Source organism: Escherichia sp. TW09308 (genome assembly GCF_000208565.1).
GTDB lineage: Bacteria > Pseudomonadota > Gammaproteobacteria > Enterobacterales > Enterobacteriaceae > Escherichia > Escherichia marmotae.
The window spans coordinates 3,095,996-3,120,336 of record NZ_AEME01000001.1 but is presented as its reverse complement, the minus strand read 5'-3'; the positions used below and the strand labels follow the sequence as shown (position 1 = coordinate 3,120,336).

Annotated in this window: 25 protein-coding genes; 4 read left to right on the top strand and 21 right to left on the bottom strand. The window is 54.3% G+C overall.

All coding sequences use genetic code 11. The annotated features are described in order from the left end of the window. Window positions 1–2: 2 nt before the first annotated feature. From ESM_RS0114750 to ESM_RS0114740, 3 genes are read right to left on the bottom strand one after another with little or no spacing between them, the layout of a single operon-like run. Window positions 3–578 (bottom strand): RpoE-regulated lipoprotein, encoded by a 576-nt coding sequence (locus ESM_RS0114750; protein WP_000838961.1) that lies wholly within the window; start codon window positions 576–578, stop codon window positions 3–5. 60 nt (window positions 579–638) lie between these two features. Then, window positions 639–1,088, bottom strand: a complete 450-nt coding sequence (locus tag ESM_RS0114745; protein ID WP_010379003.1) for a DUF2919 domain-containing protein — start codon at window positions 1,086–1,088, stop codon at window positions 639–641. After that, window positions 1,075–1,500, bottom strand: coding sequence for a GNAT family acetyltransferase (locus tag ESM_RS0114740; protein ID WP_000405994.1), 426 nt, complete (start codon window positions 1,498–1,500; stop codon window positions 1,075–1,077). Before ESM_RS0114740 ends, ESM_RS0114745 begins: the two co-directional genes overlap by 14 nt. 213 nt (window positions 1,501–1,713) lie before the next feature. Here ESM_RS0114740 and amiA point away from each other — a divergent pair, with 213 nt between their 5' ends. After that, a complete protein-coding gene (gene amiA / locus ESM_RS0114735; RefSeq protein ID WP_000102900.1) occupies window positions 1,714–2,583 on the top strand; it encodes an N-acetylmuramoyl-L-alanine amidase AmiA in 870 nt (289 codons plus the stop codon). A gap of 3 nt (window positions 2,584–2,586) precedes the next feature. Beyond that, window positions 2,587–3,486: an oxygen-dependent coproporphyrinogen oxidase gene (hemF, locus tag ESM_RS0114730; protein ID WP_000801358.1), complete on the top strand. Its 900-nt coding sequence runs from the start codon at window positions 2,587–2,589 to the stop codon at window positions 3,484–3,486. Window positions 3,487–3,491: 5 nt separating this feature from the next. Here hemF and eutR read toward each other — a convergent pair whose 3' ends face one another. The 18 genes from eutR to maeB form a co-directional block, all read right to left on the bottom strand. Next, complete coding sequence (eutR, locus tag ESM_RS0114725) at window positions 3,492–4,544, bottom strand: HTH-type transcriptional regulator EutR (protein ID WP_000753734.1); 1,053 nt, start codon at window positions 4,542–4,544, stop codon at window positions 3,492–3,494. A gap of 45 nt (window positions 4,545–4,589) precedes the next feature. Next, a complete protein-coding gene (gene eutK, locus ESM_RS0114720; protein WP_001516840.1) occupies window positions 4,590–5,078 on the bottom strand; it encodes an ethanolamine utilization microcompartment protein EutK in 489 nt (162 codons plus the stop codon). A 12-nt stretch (window positions 5,079–5,090) separates the two neighbouring features. Further along, window positions 5,091–5,750, bottom strand: a complete 660-nt coding sequence (eutL, locus tag ESM_RS0114715) for an ethanolamine utilization microcompartment protein EutL (RefSeq protein ID WP_001111029.1) — start codon at window positions 5,748–5,750, stop codon at window positions 5,091–5,093. 9 nt (window positions 5,751–5,759) lie between these two features. Beyond that, entirely contained in the window at window positions 5,760–6,647 is an 888-nt protein-coding gene (eutC, locus tag ESM_RS0114710; RefSeq protein ID WP_000372306.1) for an ethanolamine ammonia-lyase subunit beta, read from the bottom strand. A gap of 20 nt (window positions 6,648–6,667) precedes the next feature. Then, window positions 6,668–8,029 carry an ethanolamine ammonia-lyase subunit alpha gene (gene eutB, locus ESM_RS0114705; RefSeq protein WP_000769999.1) on the bottom strand — a complete coding sequence of 454 codons (1,362 nt, stop codon included), beginning with the start codon at window positions 8,027–8,029 and terminating at the stop codon, window positions 6,668–6,670. A gap of 11 nt (window positions 8,030–8,040) precedes the next feature. Continuing rightward, window positions 8,041–9,444, bottom strand: coding sequence for an ethanolamine ammonia-lyase reactivating factor EutA (gene eutA, locus ESM_RS0114700; protein ID WP_001097493.1), 1,404 nt, complete (start codon window positions 9,442–9,444; stop codon window positions 8,041–8,043). Then, window positions 9,441–10,667, bottom strand: a complete 1,227-nt coding sequence (eutH, locus tag ESM_RS0114695; protein ID WP_000512411.1) for an ethanolamine utilization protein EutH — start codon at window positions 10,665–10,667, stop codon at window positions 9,441–9,443. The genes eutA and eutH overlap by 4 nt, the downstream gene beginning before the upstream one ends. A gap of 316 nt (window positions 10,668–10,983) precedes the next feature. Further along, window positions 10,984–12,171, bottom strand: coding sequence for an ethanolamine utilization ethanol dehydrogenase EutG (eutG, locus tag ESM_RS0114690; protein WP_001178784.1), 1,188 nt, complete (start codon window positions 12,169–12,171; stop codon window positions 10,984–10,986). After that, window positions 12,161–12,997 (bottom strand): ethanolamine utilization protein EutJ, encoded by an 837-nt coding sequence (eutJ, locus tag ESM_RS0114685; RefSeq protein WP_000929697.1) that lies wholly within the window; start codon window positions 12,995–12,997, stop codon window positions 12,161–12,163. The genes eutG and eutJ overlap by 11 nt, the downstream gene beginning before the upstream one ends. A gap of 10 nt (window positions 12,998–13,007) precedes the next feature. Further along, a complete protein-coding gene (locus ESM_RS0114680) occupies window positions 13,008–14,411 on the bottom strand; it encodes an aldehyde dehydrogenase family protein (RefSeq protein ID WP_001075670.1) in 1,404 nt (467 codons plus the stop codon). An 11-nt stretch (window positions 14,412–14,422) separates the two neighbouring features. Next, complete coding sequence (gene eutN, locus ESM_RS0114675) at window positions 14,423–14,710, bottom strand: ethanolamine utilization microcompartment protein EutN (RefSeq protein ID WP_000762196.1); 288 nt, start codon at window positions 14,708–14,710, stop codon at window positions 14,423–14,425. Between the two features lie 106 nt (window positions 14,711–14,816). Further along, window positions 14,817–15,110, bottom strand: a complete 294-nt coding sequence (gene eutM, locus ESM_RS0114670; protein WP_000387719.1) for an ethanolamine utilization microcompartment protein EutM — start codon at window positions 15,108–15,110, stop codon at window positions 14,817–14,819. Between the two features lie 38 nt (window positions 15,111–15,148). After that, window positions 15,149–16,165, bottom strand: coding sequence for a phosphate acetyltransferase (pta, locus tag ESM_RS0114665; RefSeq protein WP_000583002.1), 1,017 nt, complete (start codon window positions 16,163–16,165; stop codon window positions 15,149–15,151). Next, window positions 16,162–16,965 carry an ethanolamine utilization cob(I)yrinic acid a,c-diamide adenosyltransferase EutT gene (gene eutT, locus ESM_RS0114660; RefSeq protein WP_000651314.1) on the bottom strand — a complete coding sequence of 268 codons (804 nt, stop codon included), beginning with the start codon at window positions 16,963–16,965 and terminating at the stop codon, window positions 16,162–16,164. Before eutT ends, pta begins: the two co-directional genes overlap by 4 nt. After that, complete coding sequence (gene eutQ / locus ESM_RS0114655) at window positions 16,962–17,663, bottom strand: ethanolamine utilization acetate kinase EutQ (RefSeq protein ID WP_000733938.1); 702 nt, start codon at window positions 17,661–17,663, stop codon at window positions 16,962–16,964. Before eutQ ends, eutT begins: the two co-directional genes overlap by 4 nt. Beyond that, window positions 17,638–18,117 (bottom strand): ethanolamine utilization acetate kinase EutP, encoded by a 480-nt coding sequence (eutP, locus tag ESM_RS0114650; RefSeq protein ID WP_000820743.1) that lies wholly within the window; start codon window positions 18,115–18,117, stop codon window positions 17,638–17,640. The genes eutQ and eutP overlap by 26 nt, the downstream gene beginning before the upstream one ends. A gap of 12 nt (window positions 18,118–18,129) precedes the next feature. Beyond that, window positions 18,130–18,465 carry an ethanolamine utilization microcompartment protein EutS gene (gene eutS, locus ESM_RS0114645; RefSeq protein ID WP_000356954.1) on the bottom strand — a complete coding sequence of 112 codons (336 nt, stop codon included), beginning with the start codon at window positions 18,463–18,465 and terminating at the stop codon, window positions 18,130–18,132. Between the two features lie 291 nt (window positions 18,466–18,756). Then, window positions 18,757–21,036 (bottom strand): NADP-dependent oxaloacetate-decarboxylating malate dehydrogenase, encoded by a 2,280-nt coding sequence (gene maeB, locus ESM_RS0114640; RefSeq protein ID WP_000342663.1) that lies wholly within the window; start codon window positions 21,034–21,036, stop codon window positions 18,757–18,759. Window positions 21,037–21,321: 285 nt separating this feature from the next. Here maeB and tal point away from each other — a divergent pair, with 285 nt between their 5' ends. Further along, on the top strand, window positions 21,322–22,272 hold the full coding sequence (gene tal / locus ESM_RS0114635; protein ID WP_001003730.1) for a transaldolase: 951 nt from the start codon (window positions 21,322–21,324) through the stop codon (window positions 22,270–22,272). Window positions 22,273–22,291: 19 nt separating this feature from the next. Then, window positions 22,292–24,295, top strand: a complete 2,004-nt coding sequence (gene tkt / locus ESM_RS0114630; protein ID WP_000087315.1) for a transketolase — start codon at window positions 22,292–22,294, stop codon at window positions 24,293–24,295. Window positions 24,296–24,341: the final 46 nt, after the last annotated feature.

Below are 24,341 nucleotides of genomic sequence, written 5' to 3'. Positions count from 1 at the left end.
AATTAACGCCGCCAGATGATTTTACTGACTTTCCAGTTTTTCAGGGTATCGTCAGAAGGCATTAACCCTTCAGGACCACTCCACTCACCGCTAAACTGGTAGCTAATATGTTGACTGCCTTCGGCTTTACATTCGACGGCACGATTATCATCACCGTCTGCTTTTTTGCAATTACCAAATGCTTTGCTGTAAAGGTCACTAAACGGTGTACCGATTTTAACCCCCGTGTCAGCAGGAATATCGCTATCTGAGACATCAATGCGGCTGATTGTACCTTGATCACCGTTGATAACCATCGCCACGCTGTCGCCCTTCATCACTTCAAAAAAGCGCACCACATTACCGTTCGCGGTTTTCATTCCGCTGCGCAGCCGATAATCACCATCAAGCGCATCGGCAATGGCTTGTTCTTGTAGTGGCGTGGACGCCGTTAATTTGCCAACGCCTTGCTCGCTCACTTTAGTGGACGAGCCAAACCAGTTCCACGGATTAGCGGCAGACCAGTTAACTGACGACATGGTGGAACAGCCGGTCAGCATCAACGGCATAGCGCATAACATTAAACGCAGCGATTTCATGTCACTTCCTTTGGTTATTCAATAACGTTGCTTGGAGTGCGAATTTGCAAAAAAGTGCCGTTATTCTTTTTCTTCCACAAAACAAGCGCGTAAACGTCGATTGGTCAACAGCCAGATTAACGCCACAATATCCGCGATAACCAGCGCCAGACCGATACCGCTGACGGATTCACCATTTAGCCACAGCCACGGTTGCCAACAAAGCAAAACGAGCTGCGCCAACAGCAACAGAAAATAGAGCACGTGCCAGATACGGGGAAACGTATCCCGCCGACCACTCAGTAAGAATGCCAGCACCGCCGGAATGCCCGGTATCAACCCCAGCCAGAAATTATCGTGATCGGGATAAAACAGATTCAGCAGCGCAGTGCCCTGCTCGCGCGACGCACCGGCAATGACAAACAGCACCCAGGTTCGCGCCTGAAGCAATAGCACAAACCAGAAGAGGAAGGGTAAACGCAGGCGTCCGTGCACATCATAATGGACAGGATGAAACTCAGTACTCTTCATCTTCAATCAAACGCTTACCCAGACTCAGCACATCGGCGTGTTCATATCCCAGGCGTTCGTACATTCCGAGTACCATATCGTTGTCTTCCGGTACATTGATCTGAATTTTCGGACAGCCGCGAGCAATAAGCTTTTTCTCCAGCCGATTAAGCAATGCATTGGCAATTCCACGCCCGCGAAACTCCGGATGCACGCCAAGATAATAAGCAGACCCGCGATGCCCGTCATAACCGCCCATCACCGTTCCCACTACTTCGCCGTTAACTTCCGCGACCAGGAACAAACTGACGTCATGGTTCATCTTGCGCTCGATGTCCATTTCCGGATCGTTCCACGGACGCAGCAAGTCGCAACGCTCCCAAAGGGTGATGACCTCTTCGAAATCTGCCTGGCGAAATACGCGTATCTCCATGGTATGAGTTACCTTTTTGGGGGTTAAAAGGGTGATTATGGCGTGAACGACCGAATTAGCCAATATCTGACGAAAATCGGTTGAAAAAGTGGCATAATGACGCGTTGTCATTTATTGAAATGAAAAGTAAAACAATTCTCACCAGCAAACCGTCGTAACGGATTACGCGATACGATATAACATCTGGAACTTTATTATTACAACTCAGGCCGTATGAGCACTTTTAAACCACTAAAAACACTCACTTCGCGCCGCCAGGTGCTGAAAGCCGGATTGGCTGCCCTGACGTTGTCAGGAATGTCGCAAGCCATCGCCAAAGAAGAGCCTTTAAAAACCAGTAACGGACACAGTAAGCCGAAAGCCAAAAAAGCCGGAGGCAAACGGGTAGTCGTTCTCGATCCAGGTCACGGCGGGATTGATACCGGTGCGATTGGTCGCAACGGATCAAAAGAAAAACACGTGGTGCTGGCAATCGCCAAAAATGTCCGTTCTATTTTGCGCAATCATGGCATTGATGCGCGTTTAACGCGTTCTGGCGATACGTTTATTCCACTGTACGATCGCGTTGAAATCGCCCATAAGCATGGCGCAGATCTGTTTATGTCAATTCACGCCGACGGCTTCACCAACCCGAAAGCCGCGGGGGCATCGGTCTTTGCTCTCTCCAACCGTGGCGCGAGTAGTGCGATGGCAAAATATTTGTCGGAACGCGAAAACCGCGCTGATGAAGTCGCCGGGAAAAAAGCGACTGACAGGGATCATCTATTGCAGCAAGTGCTGTTTGATCTGGTGCAAACAGATACCATTAAAAACAGCCTGACGCTTGGCTCGCATATTCTGAAGAAGATTAAACCAGTGCATAAGCTGCACAGCCGCAACACCGAACAAGCCGCGTTTGTGGTGTTGAAATCACCGTCGATTCCTTCGGTGCTGGTGGAAACCTCATTTATCACCAACCCGGAAGAAGAGAGACTGTTAGGCACGGCGGCGTTTCGTCAGAAAATCGCCTCTGCCATTGCCGAAGGCGTGATCAGTTATTTCCATTGGTTTGACAACCAGAAAGCACACTCGAAAAAACGGTAAGTTATGAAGCCCGACGCACACCAGGTTAAACAGTTCCTGCTCAACCTTCAGGATACAATTTGCCAGCAACTGAGCGCCGTAGATGGCACACAGTTTGCCGAAGATAGCTGGCAGCGCGAAGCTGGTGGCGGCGGGCGTAGCCGGGTGCTGCGTAATGGTGGTGTTTTCGAACAGGCGGGCGTCAACTTTTCTCACGTCCACGGCGACGCGATGCCCGCTTCTGCCACTGCTCATCGCCCGGAACTTGCCGGGCGCAGTTTCGAGGCGATGGGTGTATCGCTGGTAGTGCATCCGCATAATCCGTATGTTCCCACCAGCCACGCCAATGTGCGCTTTTTTATTGCCGAAAAACCGGGTGTCGATCCCGTCTGGTGGTTTGGCGGTGGTTTTGACTTAACCCCTTTCTATGGCTTTGAAGAAGACGCCATTCACTGGCACCGCACCGCCCGCGACCTGTGCCTGCCATTTGGCGAAGATGTTTATCCACGCTACAAAAAGTGGTGCGACGAATACTTCTACCTTAAACATCGCAATGAACAGCGCGGCATTGGCGGGCTGTTCTTTGATGACCTGAACACGCCAGACTTCGACCACTGCTTCGCCTTTATGCAGGCGGTAGGCAAAGGTTACGCCGACGCATACTTGCCGATTGTTGAGCGACGTAAAGCAATGACATATGGCGAGCGCGAGCGCAATTTCCAACTCTACCGTCGCGGTCGTTATGTCGAATTCAACCTGGTCTGGGATCGCGGTACGCTGTTTGGCTTACAAACCGGCGGGCGCACCGAATCAATCCTGATGTCAATGCCGCCACTGGTACGCTGGGAGTACGATTATCAACCGGAAGAAGGCAGCCCGGAAGCGGCGTTGAGTGAATTTATTCAGGTCAGGGATTGGGTGTAATTTCATCACCCTAACTCCTGCATCCGCTGATGCAGCGTCAGTGATGGCTTCTCGGCAAACAGTTGCTGATAATCCGTCGCAAATTGCCCAAGATGCCAGAATCCCCACTGCATGGCGGCGTCTTTTACCGTCAGACTTTGCGACCACGGGCTTATCAGCTCGCGGCGCACGGCGTTCAGGCGAATGCGTTTCAGCCACGCGTTCGGGCCAATGCCCAAAATAGCGTGAAATGCGTTTTGTAAGGTGCGGCGACTGACGTGCAGTTGATTGCACAAGTCCAGCACCGTTACCGGTTCGGACATATTCTCCAGCACATATTCGCGGGCGCGGGAAAGCAATCGTCGATAGCCCTGATGGCTGATGCTTTCCGCCGTCACCATTGGCTGCGCTTCTTCCAGCATCACTCCCATCGCCAACAACAAGTTATCGCCAAGCACTTTACGCACAGCGGATTGATGTAAGTTCTCCGGATTCTCGCAAAACGTCGCCAACGCCTGTTGAACAAAGCCCCACAGTGCGGCTTTATGCTGCTCCTTCACTTCCAGCGCCGACTGATTACGCAACATATGCAGCACCCTTTCCGGGTTATGCAGAAAGTTTGCGTGACGGGAAATGACATCTTCCGAGATCACCACGCCAAGAATGGTGTAATCGTCCGGCGTACTTAATTCAAACTCAGTGTCGCCAGGCCGCGTGGCTATTTCTGCGCTTCCCAGACATTGCGAACCGATAAATCCCTGTTCACCGCGCGTCGCCGGAATACCAAACCAGAATGAGTTCGGCCAGACCAGACACGACTGGCGCAGCGCCAGACCGGTGTATTCACGGAAAACCTGAATATCATCAAGCAGGATTTCCGTAAATTCACCATGAAACTTTCCCGGATGCAGTTGATCATAAATCTGCTGCCAGGCGGTAATTGTCAAAGCATGTTCATAGACATCTGTTGTCTGTTGTTGATGAACATTATCCACTTCAACCTTCGGCGTGAGCCTCAGATTTTCGGGTAAGGGTTCATGATAAAGATGGTGCAAGTTGGCTGTACGGGTCTTTTTCATGATGTTAATGCCGGGTGTTATATGACACCCGGCACCTCCGACAGGTTAATGGGGCTTGAGACGATAACGACTACTGCGTTTACGCAACGTCCCGGCAGAAAAGAGCTGTTCGAGCGCATTTCTGGCTTTTTCCAGCGGCCAGCCAAAGTGGGCGGCAACTTCTCCGACCGTCATTCCCTGACGTACTGATGTTAACAACGCCAACAACTCGTCGGCAGATTCCGTGACGATCGCTGGCGCGCCAGGTTGCTTTAGCTGTCGGTTAAAGCCAGCAACCAGCCACTGGGTGTCATCATCAGGTCGACCAATTTCCTTGCGGCTGATAACTCGCCCGGTACGCATTGCGGCGGCATAACCGGCATCCAGCGCCGCACGACACGCCGCCAGATCGCCTTCCACCACCAGCGTTAAGCGACCGGGGTCAAGCACTTCATGACTGAGCAGACGCACGTTTGCCGCTTTCAGCATGGCATCTGCCGCATCGATTGCGGCGACCATGCCGTCAACTTCCAACAAACCCAGTGCATTGTTCATCGGCAACCTCCGTTACGCACGTTGGATTGGATTACGCGCGATTTCCAGCACTGCATCAGTAAAGGCGTTACAGGCCGCTTTACACGCTGCCTGGCTACCGGTCAAAAATGCCGCTGAATAGTTGGTTTCTGACGGTGGCGGAACATAAGTCACCAGTTGCACATCAGCAGATTTCAACGCAGCATCAATGCCGTAGGTCGCTTCCAGCGGCGGTGCCACCAGATACGCCATCGGATCACCGAGCGTAATGCCCGCAGTGGAAGAGAGATAAGAACCGGTACGCGAAACCACATGAGCGAGGAATGCCGTATCTTGCTTATCGTTCGCCCACTGGAACGCCGCGCCGTTTTCAATATGCGCGACCATCGCATCCAGACCGGCACGCACTTCCGCCGGGTTTGGCCCGCCGAGCATAATCAATACTTCACCGGCAGTCGGTGACGGGCCGTGCGCCGCGCCGGCATACAGCGAGCGACCATACACCACTTCAACCATCGCCTGTTTTGTCGCTTCATCAGCCGCAATGTAGGTGACATCATCAGAATCGGCGGAAATCAGCCCGAGGCTACGAATATGCGGCGGCAATTTCAGTTCACGCGCAAAATCAGCGTTAACGGAGGCAATCACCCGCATGGCAGTGACCGACGGTCGAATCAAATCTAAAGCTGGCATGATGCCTCCTTATCGGGTCATGTTGATGCCGGATGCTTTCTGCTCCAGCATACGTTTCGCCAAATCCACAATGACGGCTGCGGCTTCAACCGGCGGCGTGCCACCCTGGTGAATGTTAGAGATACAGGTGCGATCGGCCTCCACGGTAGTTGCCATACGCGGTGAGTAAACGGCGTAGCAGGAGAGGCTCTCTGACTGCCCTAACCCCGGACGTTCGCCCACCAGCAGGATCACCACTTTCGCGCCAAGAAGCTCGCCAATCTGGTCTTCAATTTTCACGCGACCATAACGCACAAAAAACGGCGTGCCGACTTTCAGCCCCGCATGTTGCAAGCCCGCCATCAGCGGCGGCAGAATTTCTTCGTAGTTCACGGTGATGGCATCCGTAGACAGACCATCGGAGACAACGACCTGCACGTCAGGATTGGCGACACATTGCGCTTTCAAAGCCTCGACGGCTTCCGCACACAGACGACGTCCCAGATCCGGGCGCGTCAGATAAAGGTTTTTGTCGCTAATTTCAGAACGTACTTCCAGCAGCCCCTGCGCTTTCACCCACTCTTCCGGCACCTCTTTCAGCACCGTATCTTTAGAGCGCGAGTGGTCGGCCAGGAAACGCAACAGCGCCTGGGTACGCGGACGCGGACCGGCACGACCGGTACAGACGCGGGCCACGGTGCTGCGGCGCAGTTCGGCTAATACGTCTGCGCGATGCGGATTTTCAACGCCAATCCACGCCTTCGCTTCAGCAGAACCTAAATCCAGCGCGCAGCTTTCCGAGGTCACCGGTGTTGCACAGGTTGTGGTGGCGCATTTTGCTTCTGACGGCGCGGCGGCCGCTTGTCCCATTGACGCCATCACGCTGCGTACAATTTCTTCAATCTGTTTTTGATCCATGATGTGTTATCTCCGCGTCATCAGAAGAACAGTGACGGATCGCCCGCCCGTTTGGTCAGGCGACCGTTTGCCATAATGCCCATGCTTTCCAGCCAGCGTTCAAACTCCGGTGACGGACGCAGATTCAGTAACTGACGCACAGTAGCGGTGTCATGGAACGCCGTGGTCTGGTAGTTGAGCATGATGTCGTCACCCAGCGGCATCCCCATGATGTAGTTGCAGCCTGCGGTAGCGAGCAGGATCATCAGGTTTTCGTTGAGGTTCTGGTCAGCGTCAGCGTGGTTGGTGTAGCAGCAGTCACAGCCCATAGAAATGCCGCTCAGCTTGCCCATAAAGTGATCTTCTAAGCCCGCACGGATAATCTGCCGGTCGTTGTAGAGATACTCCGGCCCAATAAAACCGACCACGGTGTTGACGATAAACGGATCGTAATGACGCGCCAGCCCGTAGTTACGCGCTTCCATTGTCACCTGATCTGCACCGAAGTTGGCACCAGCGGAGAGTGCAGAACCTTGTCCGGTTTCGAAGTAGAGGCAGTTTTCCCCGGCAATACGGTTGAACTCTGCGCCCACTGCGCGGGCTTCGTCCAGCATTGCCAGTTCCACGCCGAACTCTTTCAGCCCTTTCTCACTGCCACAAATACTCTGGAAAATCAACCCGCCCGGTGCGCCGCGACGAATCGCTTCAATCTGGGTGGTGACGTGCGCCAGCACGCAGCCCTGAGTCGGAATGTTGAATTTGTCGATCACCCCGTAGATGGTGTCCAGCACGCGGCTTAAGTTTTCCACATCGTCCGTCACCGGGTTGACGCCGATCACCGCATCGCCTACCCCGAAGGAAAGCCCTTCATAGATTTGCGCGGCGATACTTTGTACGTCATCACGGGTATCGTTTGGCTGCAAACGGGCGCTGAAAGTGCCTGGAATACCGATGGTGGTATTGGCCTTTTTGATAATCGGCATTTTCTTTGCGCCGTAGATCAGATCCGCGTTAGAGCAAATCTTCGCCACTGCCGCGACCACTTCCGAGGTCAGCCCTTTACGGGTAAAGGCAATATCATCAACGCTGGTTTCGTCGCTCAGGACGTACTCACGCAGCTCGCTGATGCTCCAGTTTTTAATCTGGTTGTAGGCCGTTTCGTTAACGTCATCCTGAATCAGCCGCGTCACGCAGTCTTCTTCATAGGTAATCACCGGGTTATTGCGGATATCCGCCACGGTCATTTCCGACAACACCTGCTTTGCCGCTACCCGCTCCTGCGAGCTTGTTGCCGCAACCCCCGCCAGCACATCCCCCGAACGCAGTTCGTTGGCCTTCGCCAGCACCTCTTTTACATCCTTGAATTGATAAACATTGCCAAACAATGTGGTCTTTAGTTTCATAAGTCGTTCCCTCAGGAAGGAAATGCGAGTGATTTCACCGTCACCGGCACAACCGATCCGCCAAAAAGAGGCGTACCAATGTCGATATAGTCCCCCGCGCGAACAATCACTTCGTCAATGACTGCCAACGGGAGTTGTTGTAGCTGTGGGCGCAACAACATGCCCAGAGCTTTACCAAAGTCCTGCCCGGCCACCACCAGCAGGGGATGCGGATTCGGAAAACGCGCGACGAAATCGACCAGCGCGTTGATGACCGTCAGTACCGCGGCGTAACGCACGGGAAGCCCGGCGGGAAGCGCCAGCACGTACGCGTCAGAGTTGGGATCAAGATCGAGCTGAATCAGCGCCTGTTGCCAGCCATTCACCAGATCCGTTTCATCAATCGGGATCGCCACCGGCAAATTGCGCAGCGGCAGTTGCACGCCCTCCAGCCAGATAGTGCTGCCAGAGAGCGAAAGGGTATGCGCACCCGCGCCAATCACCGTGGCGCGCACGGTTTGCGCCGGAAACTGCACGCGCATCTCACGCAGGCGCGGATGGTCATGCAGCGCTGTTGCCAGCAGCGGCCCAATATCGGCAAAACAGAACGGGTCAGCGGGCTGATGGCGATAACATTCGCCCACGCCGCCAGAAAGAGTAATGATTTCGGGCGTAACGCCTGCGGGCAGCAAACCGGTTTGCATCAATGCCTGCGCGAGCGGCGAGAGCGTTCCTTCAATCACTTCGACAATCAGTTCCGCCATCCGCCGGGTAACCTGCACCAACTGCGCACCGGTCAGTAAACGGGCGTCAGTGCCTGTGCCGAAGCACTCATCCACAATCATCTGCCCCGGTTTATGAGCGTAAATCACGCGCCCCTGGCAGTCGGTTTCCAGCAGCCGACCGCCGACGTTGAGGCAGGCAGTTCCACTGATTTTTCCGGCATCGAACAGGGCGTAGTTCGCCGTGCCGCCACCGATATCGATATTCAGCACCCGACATAACCGTTGTTCAGAGAGTGTTTGCGCTCCGGCACCGTGCCCGGCAATCACCGATTCGAGATGCGGTCCGGCACTGGCGACGACAAAATCGCCCAGCGATTGAGAGAGCGTCATCACCGCCGGACGGGCATTGCGGGTTTTCGCGCTTTCGCCGGTGATAATAATGGCACCGGAATCGACGCTCTCCGGTGCAATGCCCGCAGCCTGATATTGCTCAAGGATTAAAGTTTTCAGTTCCGCTTCTTTTAATCCGCCCTGTTTGTCGACAGGGGTAAAGAACACCGGGCTTTGCCAGCTAATTTCGCGTTTGATGAATTCGTAACGCGGCACCTGCGACACTGCCGCACGGTTAACCAGTTCCAGGTGGGAGAAGATCACCTGGGTGGTGGTGGTGCCGATATCGATACCGACGCTCAGTAGCTGGCGAGTGTTCACGATTGCGCCTCCGCTTCGGTTTTAGCCGTGGTCGCATCTTCTTTTGGCACCAGCATCATCGCCACGCCAATCGCCGTAACACCGCCGATCAGCTTGCCGACAATCATCGGGAAGATCATGGCGTTCATGTTGGCAGCGGCGAAACCTAAGTGGTCGCCCAGGGCAAAGGCGGCGGAAACGGCGAAGGCACAGTTGATCACTTTGCCGCGGGTATCCATCTGCTTCATCATGCCGAACATCGGGATATTGTTGGCAAGCGTCGCCACCATACCCGCCGCCGCAATATTGTTCATATTCAGCAGCTTACCGACACTCATCAGCGGTTTTTCAAACCAGCGGGTCAGCAGCAGCACCATCGGGTACGCCCCCAACAGAACGCAGGAAATCGATCCGATCACTTCAATGGCGCGCATCACTTCGCCGGGTTTGTCGCCAGGAGACATAAAGATGGGATCAAGACCGGGGATCAGTTCCCAGCCAAGCAGGAATTTCACCACCGCAGCGGCAAGACCGATGGTGATTAATGCCACGAGAAATTTGGCGAAGATCTGGAAACCGTTGATCATTTTTTCCGGGATGAATTTCAGCCCCAGCGCCACCAGAATCGCGACAATGATCACTGGGATCATATTCATCAGGATCAGCGCGAAGGTAAATTCCACCGGCTGGCCGTTGATCTGCACACCGGAATACATCGCCACCAGACCACCGGCGATACAACCAATCGGAATGGTCACAATACCGGCCAGCACGCCGAGTGCGAGATAACGGCGGTCAGACGGTTCGATGATGCCAAGCGCCACCGGAATGGAAAACACAATCGTTGGCCCCATCATCGACCCGAGAATTAACCCAGAGTATAGCCACGCTGCCACATCGCCGCCCGCCAGTTCTTTGGCGAGAAAGAAGCCGCCCATATCGCACGCCAGCAGTGTTCCGGCGAACATTGACGGGTTTGCGCCGAGCATTTCGTAAACCGGGATGATTACCGGCCCAAGTACGTGTGCCAGTACAGGCGCAAGCGCGGTCATACCGACCATCGCCAGACCCAGAGCGCCCATTGCCATAAAGCCTTCTTCAAACTGGCCGCCCGATCCCTCAATGCTTTTACCGAATTTACCGAGGAAACGCGCTGAACCGCCGAACTGCGACAGAACCCTGTCTACGGCAGCTATCAGCATAAAGAACATCATGATGTACATGATGATTTCATTAATTCCCATCGCCTTTACTCCCTGTTAGTTATTATTTATTGGCGGATGCGGCGTGAACACCTTATCCGCCCTGCATGTGCAATCCTGTAGGCCGGATAAGACGCGACAAGCGTCGCATCCGGCACTTGCACCACGCCACTGGCGGATGCGGCGTGAACGCCTTATCCGCCCTACATATGCAATCCTGTAGGCCGGATAAGACGCGACAAGCGTCGCATCCGGCATCTGCACCGCGCCACTGGCGGATGCGGCGTGAACGCCTTATCCGCCCTACATGTGCAATCCTGTAGGCCGGATAAGATGCGACAAGCGTCGCATCCGGCGTTTATTGCGCCGCTGCGTACAGGCTGACAATCTGCTCCAGGCTGGCGGTACGCGGGTTGCTACGCAGACAAATATCTTCCTGCGCGGCCTGCGCCCATGCATCGTAATGCGCAGATGTCGCACCAACATCGCCCAGCCGTTTACCAATCCCAACTTCCACAATCAGCTCACTTACCGCGTTAATAGCGTCACGATCGTCCGATTTTTTAGTTCGCAGCGCCCGACCAACCTGGCTAAAGCGTTCACGACAAACCATTCGGTTAAACTCCATCACCGTTGGCAGCAACATGGCGTTCGCCAGACCGTGCGGAATATGCAGCGCCGCACCCGACTGATGCGCCATCGCGTGACACAACCCAAGCCCCGCGCTGGAAAACGCCATTCCGGCCATACATGAAGCCAGCAACATGCTCTCGCGCGCAGCAAGGTCATGCCCGTAGCCCACCGCTTTCGGCAACGATTTACCGATCATCGCGATTGCGCCAATCGCCAGACTGTCGGTAAACGGTGTGGCGTTCAGCGCGCTGTACGCTTCAATGGCATGAGTTAACGCGTCGATACCGGTCATCGCCGTGACATGCGACGGCACGCCTTCGGTCAGCGCGGCGTCGAGAATGGCAACATCCGGCATCAGCGAAGCATGTGCTAATACCTGCTTGCGCCCGCTCACTGCGTCGATAATCACCGTCACGTTAGTGGTTTCAGAGCCGGTTCCGGCAGTCGTTGGAATGGCAATCAGCGGCAGGCGTGATTGCAGAACGCTGTTTTCTGACATCCCGGCCAGTGTGCTATCGGGGTTCGTCACCAGCAACGCAACGGCTTTCGCCGCATCCAGCACCGATCCACCGCCAAACGCGATCACCCCATCGCAACCCGATTCACGCAGTTGCGCCACAGCCGCACAAACGTCAGTAATACACGGTTCGCCCACCGGACACGGCCAGAGCGTGATGGCAATTCCTTTGACGGCCAGACTACGCATAAGGCCAGCGGTCATCCCCGCCTGATGTAAAAAGCTGTCTGCCATTACAAACAGATGTCTCAGGCCACGGGTTTGCGCTTGTTGTCCACAACCGCTCACCGCGCCCAGACCGCTGAGCGTCACTGGCGGAACGCTAAATGTTTTTACCCGTTGCAGATTCAGGGTATCGAATGCCTGAAAGAGCGCCGTTTGCAATTCATTTTGCATAGATCCCCTCCGCTTTCTCTCGCCCGCTACTGGCTATCGCCAGCGGGGTCATAAACAAACTGTGCTGCGGTAAATGCACCTGTAATGCCGGGAATTGTTTGCGAAACAGTTCCGCCACGCCCGATTGCATACAGGAACCACCCGCCAGCCATAAATCAGTAATGCCCTGTCCTGCGATATGTCGGGCGACAATGTCCGCCATTTTTTCGTATACCGGCTTCACCGCAGGCCAAATTTCTTTGCCGTGACCGCGCTTGTAATGCTCCGCCTCTTCCAGCGGAATGCGACGATTTCCGGCGAGGGTCAGAGAGATATGATGTCCGCCAGTCGCTTCATCTGCCGAGTAAGTCACTTTGCCCTGTTTCACAATGGCAATACCGGTGGTGCCACCGCCGATATCCACTACGCCAGCGTTGTCCAGTTGCAGCAGGTCTGCCACCGCCGTTGGCTCATCCAGCACATGACTCACTTCCAGTCCGGCAGATTCCAGCACGTTGATGGAAATACGCGCATCCGTCCCCGGGGGAAATGACGTCGCCGCATGACTAAAACGGCGACCCAATTGCTGCTCAAGGGTGTCAAGATGGCGACGAACAATGGTGACTGCGCCGAAGAAATCCCAGACGATGCCGTCGCGGACCACATCGGCCCAGTCGAGGCATACCGCCACCGGCTGACCGTCGCAGTCGACGACCATCGACACCACATCGCAGGTGCCCAGATCCACCCCCAACCACAGCGGAGATTCCGTCGCCGCTGGCGTCTGGTTACACAACGTTGCCGCTGTTTGCAGACGTGGGGTGAGCCATTGTTCGTCGTGCGCCATCTGTTACTCCTTAAACAATGCGAAACGCATCGACTAATACACAGCGGCGCAGACGAACAAACGTCCGCGCGCTGGTTACCCCTTCACCGGTTGGCGTGGTGATGGTCATCGTGGTCCAGCCTTCTCCGCCCAGCCCCAGCCCGGCAATGCACGGCCCGTTCTTGACGAAAATGCTGGTATCAATGGCGTTTGCCATCTGGTTCATGTTGTCGATATTGCGCGAGTGCATTGCCGCCGTGTGGTGGCAACCACCTTCCAGTTTCACCGCCAGCGCAATGGCATCAGCCACGTTGGTGACGCGCACGACAGGCAACACCGGCATCATCAGCTCGGTAACGGCAAAGGGATGTTCTGCAGTGGTTTCCACAAACAGCAAACGCGTTTCTTGCGGGACGTTCAGGCCAATTGCTGCCGCGATTTTCGCCGCGTCACGACCTACCCAGTCACGGCTGACGGTGCCTTTTCCGCGCTCGTCGATATTTTTCAGCAACACAGATTGCAGTTGCTGTGCCTGCTCTGCGGTCAGTTTCACCGCGTGCTGGCCTTCCATCAGGCGCATCAGTTCATCGGCTACGCTATCAACGACAATCAGTACCTTTTCATCGGCACAAATGATGTTGTTATCAAAAGAAGCGCCTTTGACGATGGACTGCGCGGCACGGGCGAGGTCGGCGGTTTCATCCACCACCACCGGCGGATTACCGGCACCTGCGGCAATCAGGCGTTTATTGGTGTGTTTGCGCGCCGCTTCCACTACCGCTTCGCCACCTGTCACCACCAAAAGGCCAATGCCCGGAAACCTGAACAAGCGTTGCGCGGTTTCGATATCCGGATTTGCCACGGTAACCAGTAAATTTTCTGGCCCGCCTGCGGCGACAATCGCCTGGTTGAGTAACGTAATCGCCCGCTGAGAGACTTTTTTCGCCGCCGGATGCGGGGCGAAAATGACGCTGTTGCCCGCGGCGATCAGGCTGATGGCGTTATTAATTACAGTTGCCGCCGGATTGGTTGACGGTGTCACCGAAGCCACCACGCCCCAGGGTGCGTTTTCAATCAAGGTCAGGCCGTTATCACCGGTCAGCACCTGCGGAGAAAGGCATTCAACACCCGGCGTACCGCGCGCCTGAGCGACGTTTTTGGCAAATTTATCTTCAACGCGACCCATGCCGGTTTCACTAACGGCAAGTTCCGCTAAATCTCTGGCGTGCTTTTCGCCTGCTTCACGAATAGCAGCAATGGCTAACTGGCGCATCGCCACACTTTTTAACTCAGGTTGCGCCACTTTAGCAGCCGCAACGGCGTCATCCAGGGAAGCAAAAACGCCCATCTCATGAACGGCGGCGGGCGGTGTATCACTGCTTTGCATTTTCAGCAGCACCGCTTTCACCACCTGTTCAATATCCTGTTGATTCATGATGTTCTGCCTTATTTGTGGAAAATGACCTGACCGCCAGACACCACCTCATCGACAATGCCAATCACGCACAAGTCGACCGGCGACGTTTCGCTTTTATGCGCCTGGCGGGCGGAACTGCCACTCACCAGCAACACCCACTCTCCGGTTCCTGCGCCAATATTGTCGATAGCGACGGCACACTGCCCATCGGGATTTCCCTGTGGATCAATCATTTCCACCATCAGCAATTTGTCATGCGCCAGTCCGTGGTGGCGCACGGTGCAAACAATTTGCCCAGTGACGACTGCCAGTTTCATACCCGCCTCCATGGCGTATTTCAGGTAAAAGCTCCCCCTACCCTCCGCAGAAGGTAAAATGAACAAGGAGAGAGCGTGACGCCCGAATCGACGTCACACAGGGTGATTACAGGTTGCTGCTGTCGCCTTTCAGGCCGATCGGAAAGACTTCTTCCAGGTCGCCGTGCGGACGCGGGATAACGTGTACGGATACCAGCTCGCCAATACGCTGTGCCGCTGCGGCACCAGCATCGGTCGCGGCTTTACAGGCAGCAACATCACCGCGAACCATTGCAGTCACCAGACCGCCACCAATCTGCTTAACACCAACCAGTTTGACGCGCGCGGCTTTCACCATCGCATCAGAAGCCTCAATCAGTGCAACCAGGCCCCGGGTTTCGATCATTCCTAATGCTTCCATTGTGTTTTCCTCTTTATAGGGGTCCAGAACGGGACCGTTCATTCAACCAGTGTGGGTAAACTGCTTTCGCGGTTCACTTTTGTCTGACGCGGTACGGCGGCCACCAGCGCCAGCTCGATAATTTCCTGCACGCTACAACCACGCGAGAGATCGTGCATCGGCGCGGCAAGTCCTTGTATCAATGGCCCGACGGCACGATATCCGCCAAGTCGTTGTGCGATTTTGTAGCCAATATTTCCCGCCTCTAGCGACGGAAAAACCATCACATTGGCGTTGCCCTGAAGCGGGCTGGCAGGCGCTTTTTGCGCTGCCACTTCCGGCACAAAGGCGGCGTCAAACTGCAACTCGCCATCCACTACCAGTTGTGGCGCGCGTTCACGGATTATTTCTGTCGCCTGCTGAACGTTAGCAACGCAGGGGTGGCGGGCGCTGCCGTTGCTGGAAAATGACAGCATCGCCACGCGCGGCTCTTCTCCGGTGATAGCCCGCCATGTTTCGGCGCTGGCAAGCGCGATATCAGCCAGTTGCGCCGCCGTTGGTTGCGGCACTACGCTGCAATCGGCAAAACCCAACGCCGGGCCGCTGTACTGCGGCAACATCAGGAAAATGGAGGAGAGCGTTTTACAGTCAGGTTGCAAACCAATAATGCGTAATCCGGCACGCAACACATTCGCCGTGGAAGAGAGATTGCCCGCGATACAGACATCCGCTTTACCGGCGCTAACCATCGCGGCGGCGAACATCAACGGGTCGGTGAGTTTTTCCAGCGCATCCGGCGGCGTTTTTTCTCCCGCACGGGTCAGCCAGCGCTGGGCAAATTCTTCCCGCATTGCGAGGTTGCCATGCGGATCAATGGCCTGTAGTCCATCCATCGCCACACCATGAGTGAACGCAAACTGGCGAAGTTCAAACGGGCTGGCGACCAGAATGGGCGTCGCCAGGCCTTGCTGATGCAGATATTGCGCAGCTTTCAGCACACGCTGGTCTAACGCATCCGGAAAAACCACTCTGGCGGGCGCTCGCAACGCCAGTTCACGACAACGTTCAATAATCATTGCGTTTCCCCCAGTCGTTGTTGGATCTGTTTCACCGTTAGCGGCTGCTTCGTTACGCTCAAAATCATCATCACGTAAACCGTGCTGGAAAGGCGGTTCAGCGCCTGCAAGATGTCCGGACGCAGTACGTTAAAACTGCGGGTAATAAACACCTGCGCCGCGACGGTTTCGGTTTCCCGCACTTTGGTTCGCAGCAGGTTCAGCAACGCCGCATCGCGTCCGTGGCTGGCTTCCGGCACCAGATGATCGTGGTCGAGATAACGCAGCGGCTGGTGAGAAAGCCGATGCAGCTCTTCGTCAGAAAACCCGACAATCGCCTGATCGGCCAGCGGTTCCCCCAACGCATCGGCACGCATAATGTTGCCAAGACGCGAACGGATATCCGCCAGCCACGGCTGCCACGGTTCCGCCAGTTCAATTTGCAGCCACACTGTCAGCGCAATGGTGCTGTCGAGGACAGCGCGAAAACCCAGGCGCGGATCGCTTTTAGCGACCATTTTTTCCGCCGACAGGTGAGTCAGCGTGTCAGGCTTTTTTGCCACCGGCTGGCGACACAGTTCGCAGCACGCTTGCGGATATTCATCGCTACTGGTCAACCCGTGAACACGCTGCGGCTGCTGCAGTTCATCGTCAACAAACAAACTCCCCTGCTCATCAATAAACTTGATGCGCAGATGGCGGCTTTCCAGCAACTCCCGGGCAGAGGGCGTCAGGCGACTGTCCGCAGGGAGATGGATCTCTGCGCCTTCGCTGAGCGTATGGTTTGCTCTTAGCCATGCTTCGGTGATGAAATCTTTCATAGGGATTGCCAGTTCGCCGGCCAGGCGACATACAGGAACTTCACGCTGGATGTCGTACCAAATTCGATGCTGGAACCTTTCGGGATAAACATCACATCGCCCGCTTTGGCGATCATGGTTTCGCCTTCGTGGCGAACATGCAGTTCCCCTTCCAGTACCATGTCGATTTCGTCGTAGTTTAGGGTCCACGGGAAGAAGGCGTTCTCCCACTGCATAAAACCGGCGGCCATGCTGCTGCCGTCGTCTCCGGTCACGAGATCAGTCAAGCCCACGCAGTGCGGTTGTGCGCCATCGAAACGACCAAATTTCACGCTGCCGCCATCAATCACTTTGATGCCGCCTTTGCCGGTCACCGATTTAAAGCTCGGCTGCATTGCGCCCTGCTCCAGCGACTGTTTTTCCTTCATCACTTTTTCCATCAGTTGCGCGACCAGGCTTTCGGTAAACTGGCCTTCCGGTAACTGGGCGATGATGGTTTCGCGGATGCGCTGGTTTTCGGTTTTATCGGCTGGCGCGCTGGCGGGAACGGATGCCGTTACCGGCGTCGATTCATCGCACTCGATGATGGTAACCCCCAGCAGGGCCGCCACTTCTCGCGCTTCCGGGGTAATAATGCTGGCACGCAGAACCACGGACATTGCCTGTTCGCCGCGTGAATGTGCTTCACGAATATCATTCGCTGTGATGAGTTTTTTCACCTGCTTCCTCCTGTTCGGTGAGAGATGCCAGATAATCCACCAGTTGCTGCACGCTTTGCGGGTCGTGGCTGTTTAGCGCGAAAATCGGTTCTTCGAAGCCCGTCTCAAGCAATAGCTGTCGCGTAGCGGCGATGTCAGCATCTGGCATGTCCGTTTTACTGATGACGGCGATTTGCCGTTTAATAACGCCAATATCCAGCAACCCGACAGGTAATCGGCTTTCCGGGTCATTCGCGCCGTGGACATAGATCAGCATGTCCACATCCTGTAGCGTGGTAATTAAGGCGTGATACAGGCGGGGATGGCTAAAATATTCACCTGGAGTATCAATATCACCCTTATCATTAAATTCCACAGCCTGCGTTTTTCTGGCGAGAGCGTAATTCCCCTGCAAAGCATTAAAAAGCGTTGTTTTTCCTGCCCCGACGGCCCCCACAAACGCGATTCGTTTCATGAATGCCTCGTATTAACTTTTCGTCATTTCACACAGCGTATAATTTAATAAGCGCCCTAAACCGCTAACGGTTTGTAATAAAGCTTCTTCCACTGCGCCCACCGAGCCATAAATCACCAGAGCACCACTGAAGCGGTCGAGAAAACCAATGTGTACGTCGGCGGCTTTCAATGCTAAATCACCGGCAATCATCGCCGTTTCGCCGGGAGTTAGCGTCATAATGCCGATTGCACCTGCATCCGGAACACCGATTTTCTTCGCCAGTTCCTCGCCAGGGTGCGCAATGAGATGTGCCAACGTGACCTGTTTCCCGGGCACAAATTCCTGAATGATGCGTTCTTTATCCATGAGTCGCCGCCTGTGAAAAACTTGCGGCTATCGTGACAATTTTTCGTCAGAGTAAATAACAAAATTCGGCAAGCGAGTTTGAAAGGTGAGGTAGATCACTAAGAATGGGGAGATATTTTATGTAATGCATAAATTTTCACGTGCAGCACATGAATATAATTAAATTGATATTGATTTATTTTTATATGGCGTACTTTATTATTCGAAAAACCAGTAATAATCCCTTCTGATATATTGCGGTAAATCGCTTACCCCGAATAATTCAGGGTAAGCGTGATTTAACATTAAGAATTACAGCGGTTGAGTTTGCGCTTCAACCACGGCCAGCGCCACCATGTTAACGATACGACGCACTGACGCGATTGGCGTTAATACGTGAACCGGTTTTGCCACGCCCATCAGCACCGGGCCGACCGTCACACCTTCCGAGCTAGAAACGCGCAACAAGTTGTAACTAATGCGGGCGGCTTCCATGTTCGGCATCACCAGAATATTGGCGGAACCTTTCAAAGGGCTGTCCGGCATACGGTCGTTGCGAATCGCTTCTACCAGCGCCGCGTCACCATGCATTTCACCATCAATCATCAGTTCAGGAGCACGTTCTCTCACCAGCTCCAGCGCTTTACGCATCTTGCTTGACGACGGGCAGTCAGAAGAGCCGAAGTTGGAATGCGACAGCAGAGCAACGCGCGGCTCAATACCGAAACGACGGACCGTTTCTGCCGCCATCAAGGTGATCTCCGCCAGCTCTTCTGCATCTGGCTCATTATTGACGTAAGTATCAGCAATAAAGGTGTTACCACTCGGCAGCAGCAGCGCGTTCATTGCGCCAGCGGTGTGAACACCATCGCGATAGCCAAACACATTTTTCACCACGCTGAAGTGTTCGTGATATTCGCCCACCGTACCGCAGATCATTGCATCGGCTTCGCCACGCTGAACCATGATCGCGCCGATCACAGTCGGGTTGCTGATCAGAGCACGCTGCGCCTGTTCCTGAGTTACACCACGACGCTTCATGATCTGGAAGTATTCGCTCCAGTACTCTTTAAAGCGCGGATCGGATTCGTTATTGACGATCTCAAAATCAACGCCCGCTTTGATCTGCAAACCCAGTTTCTGAATGCGCATTTCGATCACGTTTGGACGACCAATAAGAATTGGTTTTGCCAGTCCCAGCGTTACCAGTTCCTGAGTCGCGTGCAGAACGCGCGCCTCTTCCCCTTCAGGCAGGACAACGCGCTTCGGCGCTTTGCGAGCCTGGGAGAAAATCGGCTTCATAAACAGGTTGGTTTTGTAAACGAACTCGGTCAACTTGTCGATGTAGGCGTCAAAGTCGGCAATCGGGCGCGTCGCCACACCGGACTCCATTGCCGCTTTTGCCACCGCTGGCGCGATCTTGACGATCAGACGTGGATCGAACGGTTTAGGAATAATGTATTCCGGGCCAAAGCTCAGATCCTGATCGCCATAGGCAGAAGCAACCACTTCGCTCTGTTCCGCATGAGCCAGTTCAGCAATTGCGCGTACCGCTGCCAGTTTCATCTCTTCGTTGATGGCCGTTGCGCCAACGTCCAGCGCGCCACGGAAGATGAACGGGAAGCAAAGCACGTTGTTGACCTGGTTCGGATAGTCGGAACGACCGGTACAGATGATGGCGTCCGGACGCACTTCTTTCGCCAGCGGCGGCAGAATTTCCGGTTCCGGGTTCGCCAGCGCCAGAATCATCGGCGCGCGAGCCATTTTCTTCACCATCTCCTGGGTCAGCACTTTCGGGCCGGAACAGCCGAGGAAAATATCCGCGCCTTCAATCACATCGTCGAGGGTACGTTTGCCGTCATCCACAACTGCATATGCCGCTTTGGTTTCCGCCATGTTCGGCTCGCGCCCCTGATAGATAACGCCTTTTGAGTCGCAAACTACGATGTTGTGTTTTTGCAGACCCAGCGCCACCAGCAGGTTCATACAGGCGATTGCCGCTGCACCTGCGCCAGAAACCACCATCCTTACGTCGGAGATATTTTTCTCCACCACGCGCAAGCCGTTGAGGATGGCGGCGGTGCTGATGATTGCCGTACCGTGCTGGTCGTCATGGAATACCGGAATGTTCATTCGCTGGCGCAGTTTCTGCTCAATGTAGAAACATTCTGGCGCTTTAATGTCTTCAAGGTTGATACCACCGAACGTCGGTTCGAGTGCGGCGACCACTTCAATAAATTTATCCGGGTCCAGCTCATCAACTTCGATGTCAAACACATCTATCCCGGCGAATTTCTTAAACAGAACGCCCTTGCCTTCCATTACCGGTTTGCCTGCCAGTGCTCCAATGTTACCGAGCCCCAGCACTGCCGTACCGTTAGAGATCACCGCCACCAGGTTACCGCGCGCTGTATATTTGTAGGCTTTTAACGGATCTTTTTCGATTTCAAGACAAGGCGCGGCGACGCCAGGCGAATAGGCCAGCGCCAGATCGCGCTGCGTTGCCAGAGGTTTGGTCGGAGAAACCTGGATTTTCCCTGGGACTGGAAATTCATGGAAATCAAGTGCACTTTGTTTTAACTGGTCATCCATTTGGTTGTTCCTTTCACGTAACGTTCACAAAAATGTGTGGGTTGCTGCCTTCGCCCACAACGTGGCGCACATTATCACCTTGCCGGAGCTTTCAGACTTTGAGCAAGTCCAAACTCTCCACATCAAAATAATGTTTCGGTAATAATCCTATAACACTGATGTTACCTGCTTAATCCAGCAATACCATGCCTGTCTGCTATGCTTTTTTGATGCGTTTCGCGAAATTTGTCAGAAGTGTGAATTAACGCACTCATCTAACACTTTACTTTTCAAGGAGTATTTCCTATGAACGAGTTAGACGGCATCAAACAGTTCACCACGGTCGTGGCAGACAGTGGCGATATTGAGTCCATTCGTCACTACCATCCTCAGGATGCCACCACTAATCCTTCGCTGTTACTCAAGGCTGCCGGATTATCACAATATGAGCATTTAATAGACGATGCTATTGCCTGGGGTAAAAAAAACGGTCAAACCCAGGAACAACAAGTCGTCGCGGCCTGTGACAAACTGGCGGTCAATTTCGGTACAGAAATTCTCAAAATCGTACCCGGTCGTGTGTCGACAGAAGTTGATGCACGCCTCTCTTTTGATAAAGAAAAGAGTATTGAGAAAGCGCGCCATCTGGTGGATTTGTACCAGCAGCAGGGCGTTGAGAAGTCACGCATTCTGATCAAGTTGGCTTCGACATGGGAAGGAATTCGCGCGGCAGAAGAGCTGGAAAAAGAAGGTATTAATTGCAATCTGACGCTGCTGTTTTCCTTTGCTCAGGCACGAGCCTGCGCAGAAGCAGGCGTTTTTCTGATTTCACCGTTTGTGGGCCGTATTTATGACTGGTATCAGGCGCGCAAACCAATGGACCCATATGTGGTAGAAGAAGATCCGGGCGTCAAATCAGTACGCAATATCTACGACTACTATAAACAGCACCGTTACGAAACCATCGTGATGGGCGCAAGTTTCCGCCGTACCGAGCAAATCCTCGCTTTAACCGGTTGTGACCGTCTGACCATCGCGCCGAACTTGCTGAAAGAGTTGCAGGAAAAAGTCTCGCCGGTGGTACGTAAATTAATCCCGCCTTCTCAGCATTTCCCGCGCCCTACCCCTATGAGCGAAGCGGAATTTCGTTGGGAACACAATCAGGATGCAATGGCGGTAGAAAAACTGTCTGAAGGCATCCGCCTGTTCGCTGTCGATCAACGCAAACTGGAAGATCTTCTTGCCGCCAAACTGTAAACCAGCCACGGAGTGTTCTATGTCCCGAAAAGACCTTGCCAATGCGATTCGCGCGCTCAGTATGGATGCGGTGCAAAAAGCCAATTCTGGTCATCCCGGCGCGCCGATGGGCATGGCCGATATTGCCGAAGTGCTGTGGAACGATTTTCTTAAACATAACCCCACCGACCCGACCTGGTATGATCGCGACCGCTTTATTCTCTCTAACGGTCACGCATCGATGCTGCTCTACAGTTTGCTGCATCTGACCGGTTATGACCTGCCGCTGGAAGAGCTGAAGAACTTCCGTCAGCTACATTCAAAAACACCAGGTCACCCGGAGATTGGCTATACGCCGGGCGTAGAAACCACCACGGGGCCGCTGGGTCAGGGGCTGGCGAACGCAGTCGGACTGGCGATAGCAGAACGCACGCTGGCGGCGCAGTTTAACCAGCCGGATCATGAGATTGTCGATCACTTCACTTATGTGTTTATGGGTGATGGTTGCCTGATGGAAGGTATCTCCCATGAGGTCTGTTCACTGGCGGGAACGCTGGGACTCGGTAAGCTGATTGGTTTTTACGATCACAACGGGATTTCGATTGATGGTGAAACTGAAGGCTGGTTTACCGACGATACGGCAAAACGCTTTGAAGCCTATCACTGGCATGTTGTCCACGAAATCGACGGTCACGATCCGCAAGCGGTGAAGGAAGCTATTCTCGAAGCACAAAGCGTGAAAGATAAGCCGTCGCTGATTATCTGCCGCACGGTGATTGGCTTTGGCTCGCCTAATAAAGCGGGTAAAGAAGAGGCGCACGGCGCCCCACTGGGTGAAGAAGAAGTGGCGCTGGCACGGCAAAAACTGGGCTGGCATCATCCACCCTTTGAGATCCCCAAAGAGATTTACCACGCCTGGGATGGCCGCGAAAAAGGCGAAAAAGCGCAGCAGAGCTGGAATGAGAAGTTTGCCGCGTATAAAAAAGCCCATCCACAACTGGCAGAAGAGTTTACCCGCCGGATGAGTGGCGGTTTGCCGAAAGACTGGGAGAAAACGACTCAGAAATATATCAATGAGTTGCAGGCGAATCCGGCGAAAATCGCGACCCGCAAAGCCTCGCAAAATACGCTTAACGCTTACGGCCCAATGCTGCCGGAGCTGCTTGGTGGTTCAGCGGATCTGGCTCCCAGCAACCTCACCATCTGGAAAGGTTCTGTGTCGCTGAAGGAAGATCCAGCAGGGAATTATATTCACTACGGGGTGCGTGAATTTGGTATGACCGCTATCGCCAACGGCATCGCGCACCACGGTGGATTTGTACCGTATACCGCAACGTTCCTGATGTTTGTTGAATATGCCCGCAACGCCGCGCGTATGGCGGCACTGATGAAAGCGCGGCAAATTATGGTTTATACCCATGACTCGATTGGTCTGGGGGAAGATGGCCCGACGCACCAGGCGGTTGAGCAACTGGCCAGTTTGCGCTTAACGCCGAATTTCAGCACCTGGCGACCGTGCGATCAGGTAGAAGCGGCGGTGGGCTGGAAACTGGCGGTTGAGCGCCATAACGGACCGACGGCGCTGATCCTCTCCAGACAAAATCTGGCCCAGGTGGAACGCACTCCGGAGCAGGTGAAAGAGATTGCTCGTGGCGGTTATGTGTTGAAAGACAGCGGCGGCAAGCCGGATATTATCTTGATTGCTACCGGTTCAGAGATGGAGATTACCCTGCAAGCGGCAGAGAAACTGGCAGGCGAAGGACGCAATGTGCGCGTGGTTTCCTTACCCTCGACGGATATTTTTGACGCCCAGGATGAGGAATATCGTGAGTCGGTGCTGCCCTCAAACGTTTCTGCCCGCGTAGCGGTAGAAGCAGGTATTGCCGATTACTGGTACAAATATGTCGGTCTGAAAGGGGCGATTGTCGGAATGACGGGTTATGGCGAATCTGCTCCGGCGGATAAACTATTCCCGTTCTTTGGCTTTACTGCCGAGAATATTGTGGCAAAAGCGCATAAGGTGCTTGGGGTAAAAGGCGTCTGATGCTGATTGCCGGATGCTGATTGCCGGATGCGACGCTGACGCGTCT